The organism is Corynebacterium sp. FDAARGOS 1242 (assembly GCF_016889985.1).
GTDB lineage: Bacteria > Actinomycetota > Actinomycetes > Mycobacteriales > Mycobacteriaceae > Corynebacterium > Corynebacterium minutissimum_B.
The window spans coordinates 744969-761796 of sequence record NZ_CP069568.1 but is presented as its reverse complement, the minus strand read 5'-3'; the positions used below and the strand labels follow the sequence as shown (position 1 = coordinate 761796).

General features: G+C 57.5%; 13 protein-coding genes. 8 read left to right on the top strand and 5 right to left on the bottom strand.

What is annotated here, in order from left to right:
• Positions 1–114 precede the first annotated feature (114 nt).
• Both I6J72_RS03600 and galE read left to right on the top strand, forming a co-directional pair.
• Entirely contained in the window at positions 115–795 is a 681-nt protein-coding gene (locus I6J72_RS03600) for a metal-dependent transcriptional regulator (protein ID WP_204099951.1), read from the top strand.
• Positions 796–797: 2 nt separating this feature from the next.
• Positions 798–1781 carry a UDP-glucose 4-epimerase GalE gene (galE, locus tag I6J72_RS03595; RefSeq protein WP_204099950.1) on the top strand — a complete coding sequence of 328 codons (984 nt, stop codon included), beginning with the start codon at positions 798–800 and terminating at the stop codon, positions 1779–1781.
• On the opposite strand, the gene I6J72_RS03590 is transcribed toward galE, so the two are convergent.
• On the bottom strand, positions 1738–2913 hold the full coding sequence (locus I6J72_RS03590) for a DUF4192 domain-containing protein (protein WP_204099949.1): 1176 nt from the start codon (positions 2911–2913) through the stop codon (positions 1738–1740). The genes galE and I6J72_RS03590 overlap by 44 nt on opposite strands.
• A gap of 359 nt (positions 2914–3272) precedes the next feature.
• Here I6J72_RS03590 and I6J72_RS03585 point away from each other — a divergent pair, with 359 nt between their 5' ends.
• From I6J72_RS03585 to I6J72_RS03570, 4 genes are all read left to right on the top strand, one after another.
• A complete protein-coding gene (locus I6J72_RS03585; RefSeq protein ID WP_204100415.1) occupies positions 3273–4307 on the top strand; it encodes a PAC2 family protein in 1035 nt (344 codons plus the stop codon).
• 100 nt (positions 4308–4407) lie between these two features.
• Positions 4408–6969 carry an RNA helicase gene (locus I6J72_RS03580; protein ID WP_204099948.1) on the top strand — a complete coding sequence of 854 codons (2562 nt, stop codon included), beginning with the start codon at positions 4408–4410 and terminating at the stop codon, positions 6967–6969.
• A 90-nt stretch (positions 6970–7059) separates the two neighbouring features.
• The gene (locus I6J72_RS03575) at positions 7060–7437 is read left to right on the top strand and encodes a hypothetical protein (RefSeq protein WP_204099947.1); all 378 of its coding nucleotides are present in this window, start codon (positions 7060–7062) and stop codon (positions 7435–7437) included.
• Between the two features lie 148 nt (positions 7438–7585).
• Positions 7586–8296, top strand: coding sequence for a VIT family protein (locus I6J72_RS03570; protein ID WP_204099946.1), 711 nt, complete (start codon positions 7586–7588; stop codon positions 8294–8296).
• A gap of 111 nt (positions 8297–8407) precedes the next feature.
• Here the strand turns inward: I6J72_RS03570 and I6J72_RS03565 are convergent, their stop codons facing one another.
• Both I6J72_RS03565 and I6J72_RS03560 read right to left on the bottom strand, forming a co-directional pair.
• Positions 8408–8938 (bottom strand): carboxymuconolactone decarboxylase family protein, encoded by a 531-nt coding sequence (locus I6J72_RS03565; protein ID WP_204099945.1) that lies wholly within the window; start codon positions 8936–8938, stop codon positions 8408–8410.
• Between the two features lie 46 nt (positions 8939–8984).
• A complete protein-coding gene (locus tag I6J72_RS03560) occupies positions 8985–9578 on the bottom strand; it encodes a peroxiredoxin (protein WP_204099944.1) in 594 nt (197 codons plus the stop codon).
• Between the two features lie 159 nt (positions 9579–9737).
• Here I6J72_RS03560 and I6J72_RS03555 point away from each other — a divergent pair, with 159 nt between their 5' ends.
• Complete coding sequence (locus I6J72_RS03555; protein WP_204099943.1) at positions 9738–10709, top strand: hydrogen peroxide-inducible genes activator; 972 nt, start codon at positions 9738–9740, stop codon at positions 10707–10709.
• Positions 10710–10798: 89 nt separating this feature from the next.
• On the opposite strand, the gene I6J72_RS03550 is transcribed toward I6J72_RS03555, so the two are convergent.
• Positions 10799–11923, bottom strand: a complete 1125-nt coding sequence (locus I6J72_RS03550; RefSeq protein WP_204099942.1) for a hypothetical protein — start codon at positions 11921–11923, stop codon at positions 10799–10801.
• 94 nt (positions 11924–12017) lie between these two features.
• Between I6J72_RS03550 and hrpA the strand changes: the two genes are divergently transcribed.
• Positions 12018–15893, top strand: coding sequence for an ATP-dependent RNA helicase HrpA (gene hrpA / locus I6J72_RS03545; RefSeq protein ID WP_204099941.1), 3876 nt, complete (start codon positions 12018–12020; stop codon positions 15891–15893).
• Here the strand turns inward: hrpA and nrdR are convergent.
• A complete protein-coding gene (nrdR, locus tag I6J72_RS03540; RefSeq protein ID WP_039675778.1) occupies positions 15890–16348 on the bottom strand; it encodes a transcriptional regulator NrdR in 459 nt (152 codons plus the stop codon). The two genes, hrpA and nrdR, sit on opposite strands and share 4 nt — an antisense overlap.
• Between the last annotated feature and the right edge of the window lie 480 nt (positions 16349–16828).

Here is a 16828-nt window from a genome sequence, read left to right as displayed (position 1 = left end):
CGGAATGTCTGCATGGCAGATACACGCTCGAGTTATCCGCCTAGAATGCTTTCTTAGCCGCTACTAGCGCTTCGTGCCGACTCCAACCGCCCTAACGCAGAAAGGTAAACCCACGTGAGGGACCTAGTAGACACCACGGAAATGTATCTGCGGACCATTTACGAGCTCGAGGAAGAAGGCATCACCCCGCTGCGTGCCCGTATTGCAGAGCGCCTCGAGCAGTCTGGCCCTACCGTGTCACAGACCGTGGCGCGAATGGAGCGCGACGGTCTCCTTCATGTGCGCACCGACCGCAGCCTTGATCTCACCGCCGAAGGGCGTGAGTTGGCTACCAACGTCATGCGCAAGCATCGCCTCGCTGAGCGCCTGCTGACCGATGTTCTGGGACTGGATATTCACCAGGTTCATGATGAGGCATGCCGTTGGGAACATGTCATGAGTGAGGAAGTGGAAAAGCGCGTCGTCGCAGTTCTCGAAGATTCTTCTCGCTCGCCTTTCGGAAACCCCATTCCGGGTCTGGCACAGCTCGGCGCCTCCCCGGCTGAGCTCGAGCTAGGAACCCGAGCTATCGATTTGCCCAAGGGTGAAGAAACTGAAGCCACAATCGTGCAGATCAACGAGGTCCTCCAAGCGGATAATTCCACTTTCCGTGACCTTTATGCGTCCGGACTTCAGGTTGGCTCACCGGTGACCGTGGTGAATGACAACGGCTCCATCACGCTGAGCACCGAAGACGGTAAGACGATTGAGTTAGTCGATGATCTCGCCCACGCAATTCGAGTCGAGGTGAAGTAGCTATGAAGCTTCTGGTCACTGGTGGTGCTGGATACGTCGGTAGCGTGTGCGCTGCGGTTCTTGTGGAGGAAGGCCACGACGTCACAATCATCGATAACTTTTCTACCGGCAATCGGGACGCCGTTCCCGAGCAAGCGCGTCTCGTGGAAGGTGACGTAGCGGATGTGGCGCGTTCCGTTCTCTCCGAGGGCGGTTTCGAGGGCGTTCTTCACTTTGCCGCGCGGTCTCTCGTCGGTGAGTCCGTGGAGAAACCCGCAGAGTACTGGCAGCACAATGTGGTCACCACCTTGACGCTTCTCAATGCTATGCGCGAGTTCGACGTCAAGAACCTCGTCTTCTCCTCAACGGCTGCCACCTATGGTGAGCCGGAGCAGGTCCCGATTACAGAAGCGATGCCGACTAAGCCGACCAACCCCTATGGTGCTTCAAAGCTCGCTATCGATGACATGATCACGTCCTTTGCCAAGGCTTATGGCCTAGGCGCTACCTCTCTGCGCTATTTCAACGTGGCCGGTGCCTACGGCACGATTGGTGAGAACCGTGAGGTTGAAACCCACCTCATCCCGCTGGTGCTTCAGGTGGCGTTGGAGCACCGCGACAAGATCTTCATCTTCGGTGATGATTACGATACTGCTGATGGCACCGCTGTTCGCGATTACATCCACATCCGTGACCTTGCGGATGCCCACGTGTTGGCGTTGAGCACCAACACTGAAGGCACCCACCGTATCTATAACTTGGGTTCCGGCGATGGCTACTCTGTCAGACAGGTTATTGAGACCTGCCGCGAGGTGACCGGCCACCCCATCCCGGCAGAGTTAGCTCCCCGGCGCGCAGGAGACCCAGCAACACTGGTAGCTTCCTCCGACAAAATCAAGGCGGAGCTCGGGTGGAATCCGAGCCGCACGGATCTCACCACCATTGTCACCGATGCATGGAACTTCACCCGGCAGCTCGGCGAGCGAGCTCACTCGGCACGCCGCTAGTTATTGGGGTTGTAGGGGTCACTGCAGTTGAAGGGGCTCCGCCTGTTTTGCCAACAGCAGTGTTGTACGCCTCATGGGCCCCACTGCGAATGGTGTCACGTATCTTCTCATGCAGCCCATAGCGGTAGGCCCGACACAGTAGTGAGCCTAGGCGGTGGCTGGGGAACTCTTCTGCCACCGTCTGCAGGGCGGGTCCCGCATGGATTTCCCAATCTAGCTTTAGCTGTGCCAACGCGAAAAGTGTCAAGGCGTTCGCTCTGATTTCGCCGTCGAATGTGCGCGCGGCCGCTAGCAATAGGTGTGCGGCCTCCTTCCCTGCTTCCGCGCATTCACCGACCACCAAGTCCCGAGTCCAGGTGGTTGACAGCCACACCGCACATGTCTGAAGCATATCGACATCGCCGGCTGCCTCCTCGAGGGTGGTTACCTTGCTGAGCGTCCATTGAACATCGTCCAGAAAGTTATCAATGAGCTCCTTGCGCTTGGCTCCTGTCGCAGCCGCTACGCACGCACGCAATCTCGTCGCGTTATCGCGCGCTTGACGGGCAAGGGCTTCCGCCTCGAGGGCGTCAACGTGAGTGTTTCCACGTGCAAAGACGGAAAAGAAGTCTTCACGGCTGAGTTCCGGAACGACGTTATGGTCCACCAAGGAACGCATCGTGGGGGCGTCGGTCAATGCCGGTACGGTCCCCTCAACCCATTTTTTCATTGGGCCACTACCGTCGGTGTTCACCGTGCCATGGAGCATGGCATAGTGCTCGCCGCACGCAATCTCCCTCACATACCATGCCGCGTCAACATCAATGCCATCGCGGACTCGGTCCAAGTTATAGAGCCAACAGGAAATCTCTTCGAGCTCTTCTAGCGGGCGATGCGAGACGAGGAAGGCGAAGATTCCCTCGCGCGCCTTATCAGCTAGCGTAGCGGCTATATCTGGAAGGACCTCTTGGGCATCTGCGATGTCGACGCGGGCAATGGGGCCCATGGCAGACCCCCGTGGAGTGGTATCAATGGCCATGAAAATGACCGACTCCGTGGGATAGAAACCTAGGAGACCTGGGATGTTCGCAAGAAGGTGGCCGGGAGTTGTAATCGGTGGGGTGTTGTCTGTGTGTGCTGCGTAAGAACTCATGTCTTCAGCCTGAAGCAGGTACCGCCGCGGTGCCAGAAGCGCGCTTCGGTTTCTGCCGATTCTGTGGATAACCCTCCCCGACCCTCTCTACAGAAGCCACAAAATTGAAGTTATCCACAGATCAGGCTTTAAATCCTGACGTCCCCGCACGACGCGGTGTGGCGCAATCCCTGCTTCTATGGCATGCTAGATCGATCAACACGAGTTTTCACCGGCCTCGCACATCAGATGTCGACAAGGCTGATCCGGTGGGAACCTGGGAATAGGCGGCAGCCCCATAGCGTTGCATGCCACAGAACGCTGATGAAGTCCGTACGCTCGATACCAAGCGCCGGACACGAAGGGAGAGTCACTACACCATGCAGGAAGAACAGCGCCGCATGTATGAGCTGGAGTACCCCGCTCCAGCGGTCAAGGACGATTCCACTGAAGGCAACGGTCCCACCATGATTGTGGCTATGAACGGCTACGCCGATGCCGGGCAGGCAGTGGAGGCTAGCGCGGACCACCTCAAGGCTGCCTTGGACAACCGCCAGCTGGCATCCTTCAACAATGACGAGCTCATCGATTACCGCTCTCGCCGTCCGGCTGTCACCATTGATCATGACCGCACCGTGGAGATCGAAAACACTGATCTCGGCATCAAGGTACTGCGCGATAACTCTGGGAAACCTTTCCTGTTGCTTTCGGGGCCAGAGCCGGATTTGCGGTGGGAGGCGTTTACAGACGCCGTAGTCAACTTAGTGGAAAAGTTCGATATCAAGAACACCATTATGCTCTACTCCGCCCCAATGCCGGTGCCGCACACTCGGCCAACGGTTGTCACTGCACACGGTAATGCGCCTGAACTCCTTAACTCCATGGTGCGCATGGAGTCCACGATGATGGTGCCGGGGGCCGCTGCCCTCTATCTCGAGCGTGCTCTGGATAAGAAGGGCCGCCACGTCGCTGGCTATACCGCTCACGTGCCGCACTACCTGGCGGCGTCCCCGTACCCGGCAGCTACGCTTCGCCTATTAGATTCCGTTGCGTCCGCAGTAGATCTCAACATTCCGCTGGGCAGCCTTGAAGCCGACGTTGACCGCATCAACCAGCAACTGGAAGAACAGGTTGTCGATTCAGAAGAGATCGCCGGCGTGGTCAACCAGCTCGAAGAGCAGTATGACGCGTACATGGAGCGCTACCGTAAGCGCCATCCGCAAGCGATCATGCCGGGCGAAGAACACATGCCTACTGGTGAGGAAATTGGCGCGGACTTCGAAGCTTTCCTCGCCGGCCTCGACGACGATCCCGATATTCTCTCTGAGAATATCGACGACCGTGAGGACAACTTCGGCAACAACGAAGGCCCAGAATCCGGCTCCGGGGCTGCTGACATGGGCGACGACGTGTAAGTCGTAATTCTCTGACTTTTCCCTTCTTCCTCATTGTCTGCCGTCATGAGTGGCCCGCCCCTCTGCGTAGCCACTCATGCTTTCGCCTAAGGTGGGACTGGTGAACCTTTCTCAGATGCTGCCAGATCTCGCCGAAGTCCCCGAGTCAATGGTTGATGAGGCTATTTGGGACACCTTCCAGTCATGGACCTCTGGCCGGGGTATTTCGTTGTATCCCGCACAAGAAGAGGCGTCCCTTGGCATCCTCGCCGGCGATAACGTCATCCTCGCCACTCCAACTGGTTCCGGTAAGTCCATGGTGGCTAACGCCGCGCACTTCATCGCCCTCGCCCGTGGCCAGCGAAGTTTCTACACCGCGCCCATCAAGGCGCTCGTGAGCGAGAAATTCTTCGCCCTGTGTGAGATTTTCGGACCGGAGAACGTCGGAATGATGACCGGTGACGCCACTGTCAACGGTTCTGCCCCCATCATCGCCGCCACCGCGGAGATTGTGGCCAACATTGCGCTTCGCGACGGCTCAGAAGCCGCCATCGACCAAGTAGTCATGGATGAGTTCCACTATTACTCCGAACCAGACCGCGGTTGGGCTTGGCAAGTACCACTACTGGAGCTACCCAAGGCCCAGTTCCTCCTCATGTCTGCCACTCTCGGTGATACCGCGTGGCTGGAGAAGGACCTTACTGAGCGCACTGGGCGCACCACTACCCTCGTAGCAGGTACCACCCGCCCAGTCCCGCTGGATTTCTCTTACGTATTCTCCGCAGTGCACGAGACTATCGAAGAGCTCCTCAAATCCGGTAAGGCGCCCGTTTACGTGGTGCACTTTTCCCAACGCGAGGCATCCGAGCGCGCCCAAGCGCTGACTTCTCTTTCAAAGATCATCACACCACAAGAAAAGGAGGCCATCGCCTCCGAGCTTGGCGCCTTTCGCTTCACCACCACCTTTGGCAAAGATCTGTCGAAGCTTCTGCGCAAGGGCATCGGCGTGCACCATGCGGGAATGTTGCCTAAGTACCGCCGCCTAGTGGAGCGCTTGGCACAAAAGGGCCTGCTCAAGATCATCTGTGGCACTGACACCCTGGGTGTGGGCATTAACGTGCCGATCCGCACGGTGCTTATGACGGGCTTGGCCAAGTATGACGGCACGCGCCAGCGCATCCTCAAGTCTCGTGAGTTTCATCAGATTGCAGGCCGTGCCGGCCGCGCAGGTTATGACACTGAGGGCACGGTTGTCGTTGAGGCACCTGAGCATGAGATTGAGAATGCCAAGGCTCGGCGTCGCCTCGGCGATGACCCGGCGCGTCTGAAGAAGCTGAAGAAAAAATCCGCGCGCGAGGGCGAGGTTTCTTGGTCGGAGAAGACCTACGCCAGGCTTATCGACGCCGAACCGGAACAACTCACTTCCCAGTTCCGAGTTTCGAACTCGATGTTGCTCAACGTCTTAGCTCGCCACGGCAACGGCTATGAGCATCTCAAGCACCTGCTGCGCACTAGCCACAACACCCGTGCTCGTCAGAACGAGGACATTCTTACCGCGCTTAGCTTGTTCCGCGGCCTGCTGAATGCCGGAGTGGTCCAAAAGTCCACCAAGGGGCTCGATATTTACGGCCGCCCCTATCACGTGGTGCGCGAGATGCCGCGCGACTTTGCTCTCAACCAGCCCCTAGGCCCCTTTGCCCTTGCCGCACTGACTTTGCTGGACCCTGAGTCGGAGTCCTATGCCCTCGATGTCATTTCTGTTTTCGAGTCTGTACTTGATGACCCGCGCCAAGTGCTTATTGCCCAGCAAAAGCAGCGGCGAGGCGAAGAGATCGCAGCGCTCAAGGCGGAGGGCGTGGACTATACCGAGCGCATGGCTATCGTGGAAGACATCACGTGGCCCAAGCCCTTGGAGGAGCTCCTCGAGCAATCATATGAGACCTTTTGCCAGACCAACCCGTGGGCTAAAGAGTTTGAGCTGCGGCCTAAGTCGGTAGTGCGTGACATGCTGGAGAGCGCCATGACGTTCTCAGACCTCGTCGCGACCTACGGCCTTGCTCGTTCGGAAGGCGTTATCCTGCGCTACCTCACTGACGCTTGGCGCACGCTTAAGCAATCCATCCCTGAGGAGTATCTCACCGAAGAGCTTGAGGATATTATCGTGTGGCTCGGTGAGCTCATTCGCCAGGTGGACTCTTCGTTGGTCGATGAATGGGCAGAAATGGCTGGCGAAGACTCCCCTATCTCCCAGAAGGATCTAGACCGAGAGCTTGCTTTCGGCGTAGAAGATCCCACAGCGCTCACCGCAAACCAGCGTGCCTTTGGCATCATGGTTCGCAACTACTTCTTCCGGCTTGCCCAGCTTTTTGCTTTGGAAAAGGAGGACCGGCTGGCTGAGCTGCTGGAGTATCTCGATGAGGTTCCGGACTTTGGTGAGGCGCTTGACGCGTACTTCGACGATTACGACGATATCGATGTCGGTCCGGCTGCACGTGGACCCGAATACTTCGTCCTCGACAAGGGCGACACGTCAGTGAAATCAGGATCGCGGTCGTGGACTGTGCGCCAAATCCTCAAGGATCCTGAAGACGACAACTCCTACCAGATTGTGGGCACCGTGGACTTAGACGCGTCGGATGAGGCCGGCGAGGTACGCCTATCTGAGTTGCGCGTAGAGTACTAAAAAGACTCACCGGAACACTAATAGACTCCACCTGACAAAGCCTGAATACTACGCGCTCACTTTCACGTCAAGAGTACAGTGGGTGGCGCTATGACTCGACCAGATTCTCCAGCCACCAACATTCGCCTCGCCGGCGTGCACTTCGATAGGCATGAGGAAGCAGTCACGGTACATTGGCTGCTCGGCGGCCTCCCCCATCACCGTGACGTGGTCTTTTCCCTCCACACCGTCAATCTAGAGCTCACTATTCGCTTTGACAATGAGCACTTAGAATCTATGGACATCGCATCCTTTGGGGAAGATGAACGCGACATTCGGCGGGAAGTAGATTATGAATACACCTACACCCCAGAAGCGCTGGCCGTGACCATCCCATCCTCACACTTCGACCTACAGGAGCAAGTTTTTACCTTGGACCTTTCCGTAGACGGCATGTCGTGCGGAGAATGGACCGGAACTGTTGCCTAAGGCTAGCTACATCCAGCTCATCTAAGGCTGCGCTACCACCGCTCAGCTTAGCCTATACACGCTTTACAAGCCTGTGACCAGCGGGGATACTGAGAAAGTGAGAGTTCTCTAGACAACTGAAAACCTGAGCTGGGTAAAGGAACAGGCCATGACCATTCATAGCAACGAGCCCCACGGCGCGTCCCACAACGCGCGGCTAAATTCTCTGCGGGCGGGTGTGCTCGGCGCTAACGACGGTATTGTCTCCGTCGCCGCACTTCTGTTAGGCGTGGTGGGATCGGGGGCGTCGGCAAGCGCCATCCTCACTGCAGGTCTCGCTGCCACTGTGTCCGGCGCCGCCTCGATGGCGCTTGGCGAATACGTATCTGTCTCTGCCCAGCGCGATTCTGAGCGGATGATGATCACCAAGGAAACGCGCGAGCTTGAGGAACTACCCGAGCAGGAGCACGAGGAATTGGTAACCATGCTCTCCAGCTATGGCATGGGTTGGACAACTGCAGACACTGCAGCGCGTGAAATTGCCGCCGAAGACAGGCTTCTCGAAGCACACCTGCGTTTAGAGATTGGCATCGACGGTGAAGACCTCACCAACCCGTGGCATGCGGCGTTCTGGTCAGCCGTGTCCTTCTTGGCAGGCGCCTGCCTGCCCTTGCTGTCCATCTTCCTTGCACCGGAGGCAACAGCACCATTCACCGTTGCCATTGTCACGCTCATCGCCCTCGCCGTCACCGGATACGTGTCCGCCCGCCTCGCAGGCACCGACACTACCCGTTCGGTTCTGCGCCTTGTTATCGGTGGCGCCTTGGGGTTGGCCATCACCTACGGAATCGGCGTTGCCTTTGGCGGAGTCGTGGGCTAACTCCGCCTCACAGATCTCAACCGACTCCGGCACATCCTCCTATGCAGAAACGTCCCACCACCGTCACTACGGTGTGGGACGTTTCGTGGATTAAGCGGTAAAGGCTCGCCTCTAAGCGTTACGTACGGCCTCAGCCTGCAGCGCCTGAGCTACAGCCTGGACCACGCCAGCAACCTTGATGCTTTCCCAAATCTGCTCCTTGGTCAAGCCTTCCTCGAGCAGAGTCTTAGCGTGGGCAGACAGGCAGTGCTCACAGCCGTTAATGGCAGAGACTACGGTGTTCCACAGCTCAAACGTGGCTTTGTCTACGCCTGGCTTAGAGATGATGTTCATGCGCAGACCAAACTTCACCTGTGCATAGTCGTCACCCAACCAGCTCTTCGCGCGGTAGGCCACGTTGTTCATGGCCATCACCGTGGCGGCACCGAGTGCAGCGTCGATAGCTTCCTCGCTCAGGTGCTCGCGAGCATCCTCCAGAATCTCCTTGAGCACCTGGTCATTGCGGGTAGCGGCTGCAGCAGCAACCAGGCTGCCCCACAGCTGCTCCTCGTTGAGCTCGGTAGTGCGAGAAAGAGTACCAAGGTTAAGTTTCTGATCCTTGGCATAAGCCGGAAGTGCGGACTTCAAGTTATCGATAGACACTGAGGGTCTCCTTTCGAGAGCTCTCTGTTTAGACAGCGGCCTCTGGTTAGAGGGCGGACTGAACGACGTCCAGCTTGTTGATGTTCTTCGTCGGGTCGTTAGCCTCCCAGTTGCAGGCACAAACCTCTTCCGACTGCAGTGCGTCGAGCACGCGCAGAACCTCATCAACGTTGCGGCCCACAGCGTCCGGGGTCACGGAGACGAACTGGATAACGCCATCTGGGTCGATAATGAAGGTGGCGCGGTCTGCCACTCCATCGGCGTTCTCCACGCCGAGGGCACGAATCAGGTCGTGGCGAACGTCGGAGAACATCGGGAACGGAACTTCCTTGAGCTCCGGATGAGTAGCGCGCCAGTTGAAGTGTGCGTACTCATTATCGGTGGAGCCGCCGAGGATCTGGGTATCGCGGTCCTGGAATTCCTCATCCAGCTTGCCAAAAGCAGCAATCTCAGTCGGGCACACGAAGGTGAAGTCCTTCGGGTAGAAGAACACAACCTTCCACATGCCACGGTACTTATCCAGGGACACCTGCTCGAAGTAGTCCTCCGGCTGGTTCGCGTTCACGTCGTGCAGATCGCCGCCCTTGAGCGCGGTCAACTCGAACTCGGGGAACTTTTCGCCGACGGTCAGGATAGACATAGAAAGGGTCAACTCCTTGAAGAAACTGTGATGCAAATCTCTGTAACCACACGCCAGTGTGCCATCACACAGGCGCATAGCCACTCACTCGCCAAGTATGCCAACAGTTCCTTCGCAAGTCAATAGTTTGACTTATTTATAAGTGTTAGAGTTATAGGCATGAACAATAAGGAGTATCGTCCGACGCTAGCCCAGCTGCGCACCTTCGTCACCATCGCGGAGAATAAACACTTTGGAACCGCAGCGTCCAAGCTCGACATCTCCCAGCCATCCCTGTCACAAGCCCTCGTCGCCTTAGAACAGGGCCTCGGAATACAACTCATCGAGCGCTCTACCCGAAAAGTCATCGTCACCTCAGTTGGCGAAGAGCTCCTCCCCTTTGCCAAGGCGGCCCTCGAGGCCTCCGATGCTTTCCTCGCCCGCGCCCGCGGGGCCAATGGCACGCTCACCGGCCCCTTGACCATTGGCGTCATCCCCACTATCGCGCCGTATATCCTCCCGGCACTCCTCCAGTCCATCACGGAGGTCTACCCCGAACTCGAACCGCGCTTCGTGGAAGAGCAGACTCAACACTTGCTCGACAAACTTCGTGAAGGCACGATCGACCTCGCCATTACGGCCCTTCCCACCGAGGCCGCCGGCATGGTGGAAGTGCCGCTCTACGCTGAGCACTTCACTGTCGTTACGCCCTCCAAGCACCCTCTAGCAGGGCGCTCCGATCTCACACTAAAGCAACTCGAAGACCTCGACTTATTACTGCTTGATGATGGCCATTGCCTCCGCGACCAGGCGCTCGACCTCTGCCGGCGGGCCAAGATTAACCCCTCCGAAGCAACGAATGCAGTCACCCGCGCATCATCACTCACCACCATTCTGCAGCTCGTCATGGGCGGACTCGGTACCACGCTCGTGCCCGAGTCAGCGTTGGCAACCGAATGCACGAGCCCTGATCTAGCAGTAGCGCGTTTTGCACCTGCCGTCACCGCCGAGCGACAAGTAGGCCTGACGTTCCGGTCGTCCGCAGCGCGCGCCGAAGAGTTTCACGCCTTCGGTTCACTGGTCACCTCTGCCTACCAGGCAGCGGTGGAACGCTCACGTGCACTCGTTCCCGTCACCTCCCCAGACAAGTAAAACGACAAACGCCACCGTCTTGCCTTCACGCTATGAAGCGTGAAGGAAAGAGGTGGCGTTCTCACCTACCCACTAAGGCAGACTTTTATCTACGCTGCCGGCGCGTAGCGTCCTTGGCACTGACGGCACAGGTGAGCCGTGGCCAACTGCATTGCCGGACCAACAATCAAAAGTCCAAGGCCCAAGGTAATAAAGGAGGCCACTACGAGGAGGCCGGACAGCACGAGGAGCAGCAGAATGTGACTGTAGTTCTGCTTGCCCAGCTTCAGGCCCTGAGAGAATGCCTCACCGATGGAGGAGGTATCCGCGGCCAACCACGGCATGAGAGTGAAGAAAGGCTGAATGAACAAGGCAATGAGCCCAACCACAATCACTCCGCCAAACACAGAGCCTACGAGGGCCAGGATTTGGCCCTCCTCGAGCTGCTCCATGCTGCTGGCGCCCGTCGCCGCAGCACCACCGAAGCCCAAGAAAAAGATTGCGACAATGGCGATCACCATGGCAATAGCCGCAAGGACACCTAGTACGAGGTTGACTACCAACGGCTGCACCCAGCGAATACCTTGGAAGAGGGTGCCCCACGTCGGCTTTGGCGTGTCAATCTCGCGGTACGCCAAGCGGTAGACGATCAAGCTGATAACCAAGGCTAGGATGCTCACGAGAAGCGACAGGAAATTAACAGTCAGACCTGTTTCCACGCTATCGCCGTTCTGCTGAACGATACTCAGAGAAATCTGCGGAACAACCTGAACGATACCGACCACGAAAGCACCCAAAATCCAGAGCACCGGATTCTTCAGTGCAGCACCGAAGCCCCACTTAATAGCCTCGATAGCGCTCACTGGGCCGGTGTAGGCGGGGCCTGCCTGCGGGCCGGGGCCCGCGTAGCTGCCGTCCTCACCGTAGCTCGCACCAGCGTAGCCCGGCTGGCCGGTGTTGTAGGCACCGTAGCCGCCATATTCTTGGCTTGCGCCATAGGCGTTCGCGCCTTGCTGCCCTGCACCATGAGAGTTTCCACCGAAACCCTCATTCGAACCATAGCCGCCGTTAGCGCCGTATCCGCCAGGTTGGCCGAAACCTGCCTGGTCTTCCGGGTGGTTTGTCGGCTCATAACGCGGCAATCCACCGTTGTTTCCAGCACCGTTATTGGCGCCGTTGCCAAAACCATTGTTGGAGGAATTGTCCTCCGATTTAGGGTCAAAGGGATTAGTCATTGATTGTGTCCTTTACATCTTTGGTCACAGTGACAACACGAGAGTACCAACAACTTCATGAAAATCCGTGAGCGAGTAGACTTTTAGGGCGATTATGACTGCAACTCGCGATGAACTCTATAGCGCTCTCACTAACGTTTCGTTGAGTGATGAACGCGCATTCCGCCGCCGCCTCCGTAAAGCCCGCGCCCCAAAGGCCCTCGAAGCAATTGGCGCAGATATTGCCGCAGCACAAAAACGCGTGGCCGCCATCGACGCTGGAGTGCCGGACATCACGTACCCAGAGCAGCTTCCCGTTACCTCACGTCGGGAGGATCTCGCCGAGGCCATCGCGAACAACCAGGTGGTCATTATTGCCGGTGAGACTGGTTCCGGTAAGACAACCCAGATTCCAAAGATCTGTCTGGAGCTAGGCCGTGGGCGCCGTGGTCTCATTGGCCATACCCAGCCCCGCCGTCTTGCTGCCCGCACAGTCGCTGAGCGCATCGCCGACGAGCTCGGTCAATCCATCGGGGAATCTGTTGGTTACGCCATTCGCTTCGATGACAAGGTGTCTTCCACCACAGCTGTAAAACTCATGACCGACGGTATTTTGCTTGCAGAAATGCAGCGCGACCGTTTCCTCAACGCCTACGACACCATTATTATCGACGAGGCCCACGAGCGCTCCCTCAACATTGACTTCCTGTTGGGCTACCTCAAGCGGCTTCTTCCTAAACGGCCAGATCTCAAGGTCATCATCACTTCTGCCACTATTGACCCAGAGCGCTTCGCCACGCACTTCGCTGACGCCGATGGTGAACCTGCCCCTATCATCGAGGTCTCCGGACGCACCTACCCGGTAGAGATCCGTTACCGTCCGTTGGAGATTGAATCTGGTGGCAAAACCATTGATATCGATCCCTTGGACGCCCTGTGTGAGGCCATCGAAGAGCTCATGGCCGAAGGCGAAGGCGACATCCTTTGTTTCTTCCCCGGTGAACGCGATATCCGGGATGCAATGGAGGCCATTGAAGGCCGCCACTGGCGTGGTGTGGAAGTCACTCCCCTTTTTGGACGCCTATCCAACCAAGAACAGCACCGCGTTTTTAGTCCACACCGCGGGCGAAGGATCGTGCTCTCCACCAATATTGCCGAAACCTCGCTAACCGTTCCCGGAATCCGCTATGTCGTGGACACGGGCACGGCGCGTATCTCGCGCTACTCCACCCGTACCAAGGTCCAGCGTCTGCCTATCGAGCCTATTTCCCAGGCCAGTGCCAACCAGCGCTCTGGCCGTTGCGGACGTGTGGCCGATGGTATTGCTATTCGCCTCTACAGCGAGCAGGACTTCCTCTCTCGCCCCGAGTACACCGACCCAGAGATTCTGCGAACCAACTTGGCCAGCGTCATTCTGCAGATGATTTCGCTGCGACTAGGCGATATTTCGGAGTTTCCTTTCGTCCAGCCTCCCGAGCCCAAAGCCGTACGCGATGGTCTGCTTCTCCTCCATGAACTGGGCGCACTCCAACATAAGGAAAAAGATGGCCTTCCCGTCTTGACTCACGTGGGACGAGACGTGGCGCGCATTCCAGTCGATCCGCGAATGGCCCGCATGCTCGTCGAGGCCAATACATCAGGCTGCCTTACCGACGTCATGATCATTGTCGCCGCCATGACTATCCAAGACGTGCGCGAGCGCCCTATGGACAAGCAAACTCAGGCAGATCAGTCCCATGCTCGCTTCAAGGACAAGACCTCCGATTTCCTGTCCATGCTCAACCTCTGGGACTTCGTACAGGAAACCCGCGAGGAGATGAGTGGCAATGCTTTTCGCAAACGAATGAAAGCGGATTACCTACACTATATACGCATCCGCGAGTGGTTCGACCTCGTGCGCCAATTGCGTGACGTGGCCAAGCAACTGGGGTGGAAGGCTCAGGAAGGCACGGAACGGCGCCCAGATGACATCCATATATCTCTGCTTTCTGGATTGCTCTCCAACATTGGCGCCCGCGACGGCAATTCCAAGGAGTTTATTGGCGCGCGGAATACCCGCTTCCTTGTCTTTCCAGGCTCCGCGCTAGCGAAGAAACCTCCGGAATTCCTCATGGCCGCTGAACTAGTGGAGACCTCCCGGCTGTGGGCGCGCGATGTCGCTGCAATCGACCCTGCTTGGGTAGAAAAGCTGGCAAAAGACCTGCTTAAGCACAACTATTCTGATCCGACGTGGTCTCGCAAACGCGGTTCCGCGGTAGCGACGCAGCGTTCGACGCTGTACGGCGTCACCGTCGTGGCGGACCGTACGGTGCCCTACCACTATGTGGATCAGGCTGCGGCTCGCGATATGTTCATTCGTCACGCGCTTGTCGACGGCGACTGGACCACCCACCACCACTTCTTCCATGACAATAAGCGCAAGCTCGCTGAGGCGTCTGAGTTTGAGGAGAAGGCCCGCCGACGCGGACTCGTCGTGGATGAGGACACGTTGTTCGATTTCTATGACCAGCGTATCCCGGAGAATATCACCACGGCGAAGCACTTTGACTCCTGGTGGAGGAAGCAGAAGAACAAGCATCTCCTTGACTTTGACCCAGCCAAGCTTCTCGACGATGACCATGACGTCACGGAAGAGGCTTTCCCGGATCGCTGGCTCAAGGGCAGTATTGATTACGACCTCTCCTACAAATTTGAGCCTGGTGATCCCCTCGACGGTGTCACCCTCATGGTCCCTGTGCCGCTGCTTGCAGGCCTCGACACCGAGGGTTTCGACTGGCTCGTTCCTGGCCTGCGCCTCGAACTCGTTACTGAGCTCATTCGTTCCTTGCCCAAGGCGCTGCGCCGTACCGTCGTTCCGGCATCGGAATTTGCTGAAAGGGCACTGCCCAAGCTTTTGCCCTACGAAGGGCGCATCACTGAACAGCTTGCAGCCGTTCTCCAGGAGATGGGCGGGCACGGCATCAATGCGAGTGACTTCCGTCCCGACCAGCTGGACCCGCATCTGCGTATGAATTTCGCTGCGGTGGACAAACGCGGCAAGGTCATTGATTCAGATCGTGACCTCAAGGCATTGGTCCAGCGGCAGGCGGGGCATATTTCCTCCTCGGTATCCCGCGTGGGCCGGAAATCTGAATCCAAGGCTGTCAAGGAGTGGTCCGACGACACTTTGGGCAGCATCGATGAGGAAGTTACCACCGTGGTGGATGGCCATGAAGTCACTGCCTATCCAGCGCTGGTGGCAACCAAGGAAGGCGTTGCCCTTAAAGTGCACCCCACTAAGGCGGCTGCCGACGCCTCCATGATCACCACTACACTCACTCTTCTTCTCCGTGAGATTTCCGTGAACACACAGCAAATGGTCAAGGGTCTACCGTTGCAACAACGAGTTGCTGTTGATGCATACCCGCATGGAGGCGCAGATGGTCTCATTAATGACGCCCGTGTTGCCGCTGTACGGGACATCATGATGGAAAAAGGCGGCCCTGTTCGCAGTCCAGCGGAGTTCACCGCACTTCTCAACGCAGTTAAACCAGAGGTACCAGGCCGTGTACGACAGTCTGTAGTTGCGATTGCTCCGGGCTTGGCAGAATATTCCAACCTGTCGGCAGAACTAAAGCACTGGGAAGGCCCGGCTATAGACGATATACGCGCGCAGCTCGAGTTCCTGCTGCCGCCGAATGCTCTGACGATCCACGGTATTCAGCATTTGCGTCACCTCCCCCGCTATATTCAGGCCGCACGGATCCGTCTCGAGGACATGAACCTCGATCCGGACCGTGACGCTGACCGCCAGGCCGACGTTGATGAGGCCAAGGCTTACCTAGCCAATCGTCTCCGTAATTTCCCTGCCGGGCGAGAAAAGACGCGTGAGGTCAAGGACATCTACTGGATGATAGAGGAGCTGCGCGTATCGCTTTTTGCTCAGCGCTTAGGCACTGCTCACGCAGTATCGCTGCGCCGAGTACAGAAAGCAGCCGATAAGTTGCGTTAAAAAGAGTCCCTATCCCGACGGCGCATAAGACGAATCTCCGACTCAAAGTCGTCCGCGCTTTCAAAGGACTTGTAGACCGAAGCGAAGCGAAGGTAGGCAACCTCATCAAGGTCACGCAGGGGTTCTAGGATTGCCAAACCAATGTCATTGGCATTGACTTGGGAAGAACCGTGGCTGCGGATAGTTTCCTCAACTTCCTGCGCCAGCTTCTTCAGCGAATCGTCGCTGACGTCGCGGCCCTGGCAGGCTCGCTGCACACCGCGAATAAGTTTGTCGCGACTGAAGGGTTCCGCGAGGCCACTGCGTTTGACCACCAACAGAACGGCTTTTTCAACCGTCGTAAAACGGCCTTTACACGCAGTGCACTCTCGCCGACGGCGGATCGAGGTACCGCTATCTACTACGCGAGAGTCAATAACGCGCGACTGTTCATTGTGACAGAACGGGCAATACACGGCGCGGCATCCTTCCTCGGGGTCGTACACATGTGCCGCTCCGAGTGAACTAACCCAGAAAATGGGCCGTTGATTCTCATAAAACAAGGCGCGGCATATCGCCCCGTAGTCTACTCACTGCTTAACCGACTGGGTACCTACCAGTCCCGTTGTTGGCCCCTAGTGAGAAGATGCCACTGCAGAAGGCGACGATGCCGGCACAAACGACGCCTCACTGTCGATGCTCAGCCCTCCCCACACAGTGCCGACGAATACTGCTACACCAAAGACAGCGCCAAGGACATAGTTACCTACGTTCGAGCTACCCCAGCGTCGATTCGAGTCCGAATTCAGGGTAGAAGCACGAGAGCGAAGCTTTTCCCGGCTACGCTCCTGTGTTCTATCTATCGGAGATAAAGTTCGAACACCAGGAGAGTGACGCAATGATTGACGTGGTGCGGATTGAGGTGCCGCAGGTTCCCACACCATCGCTGGCGGAAC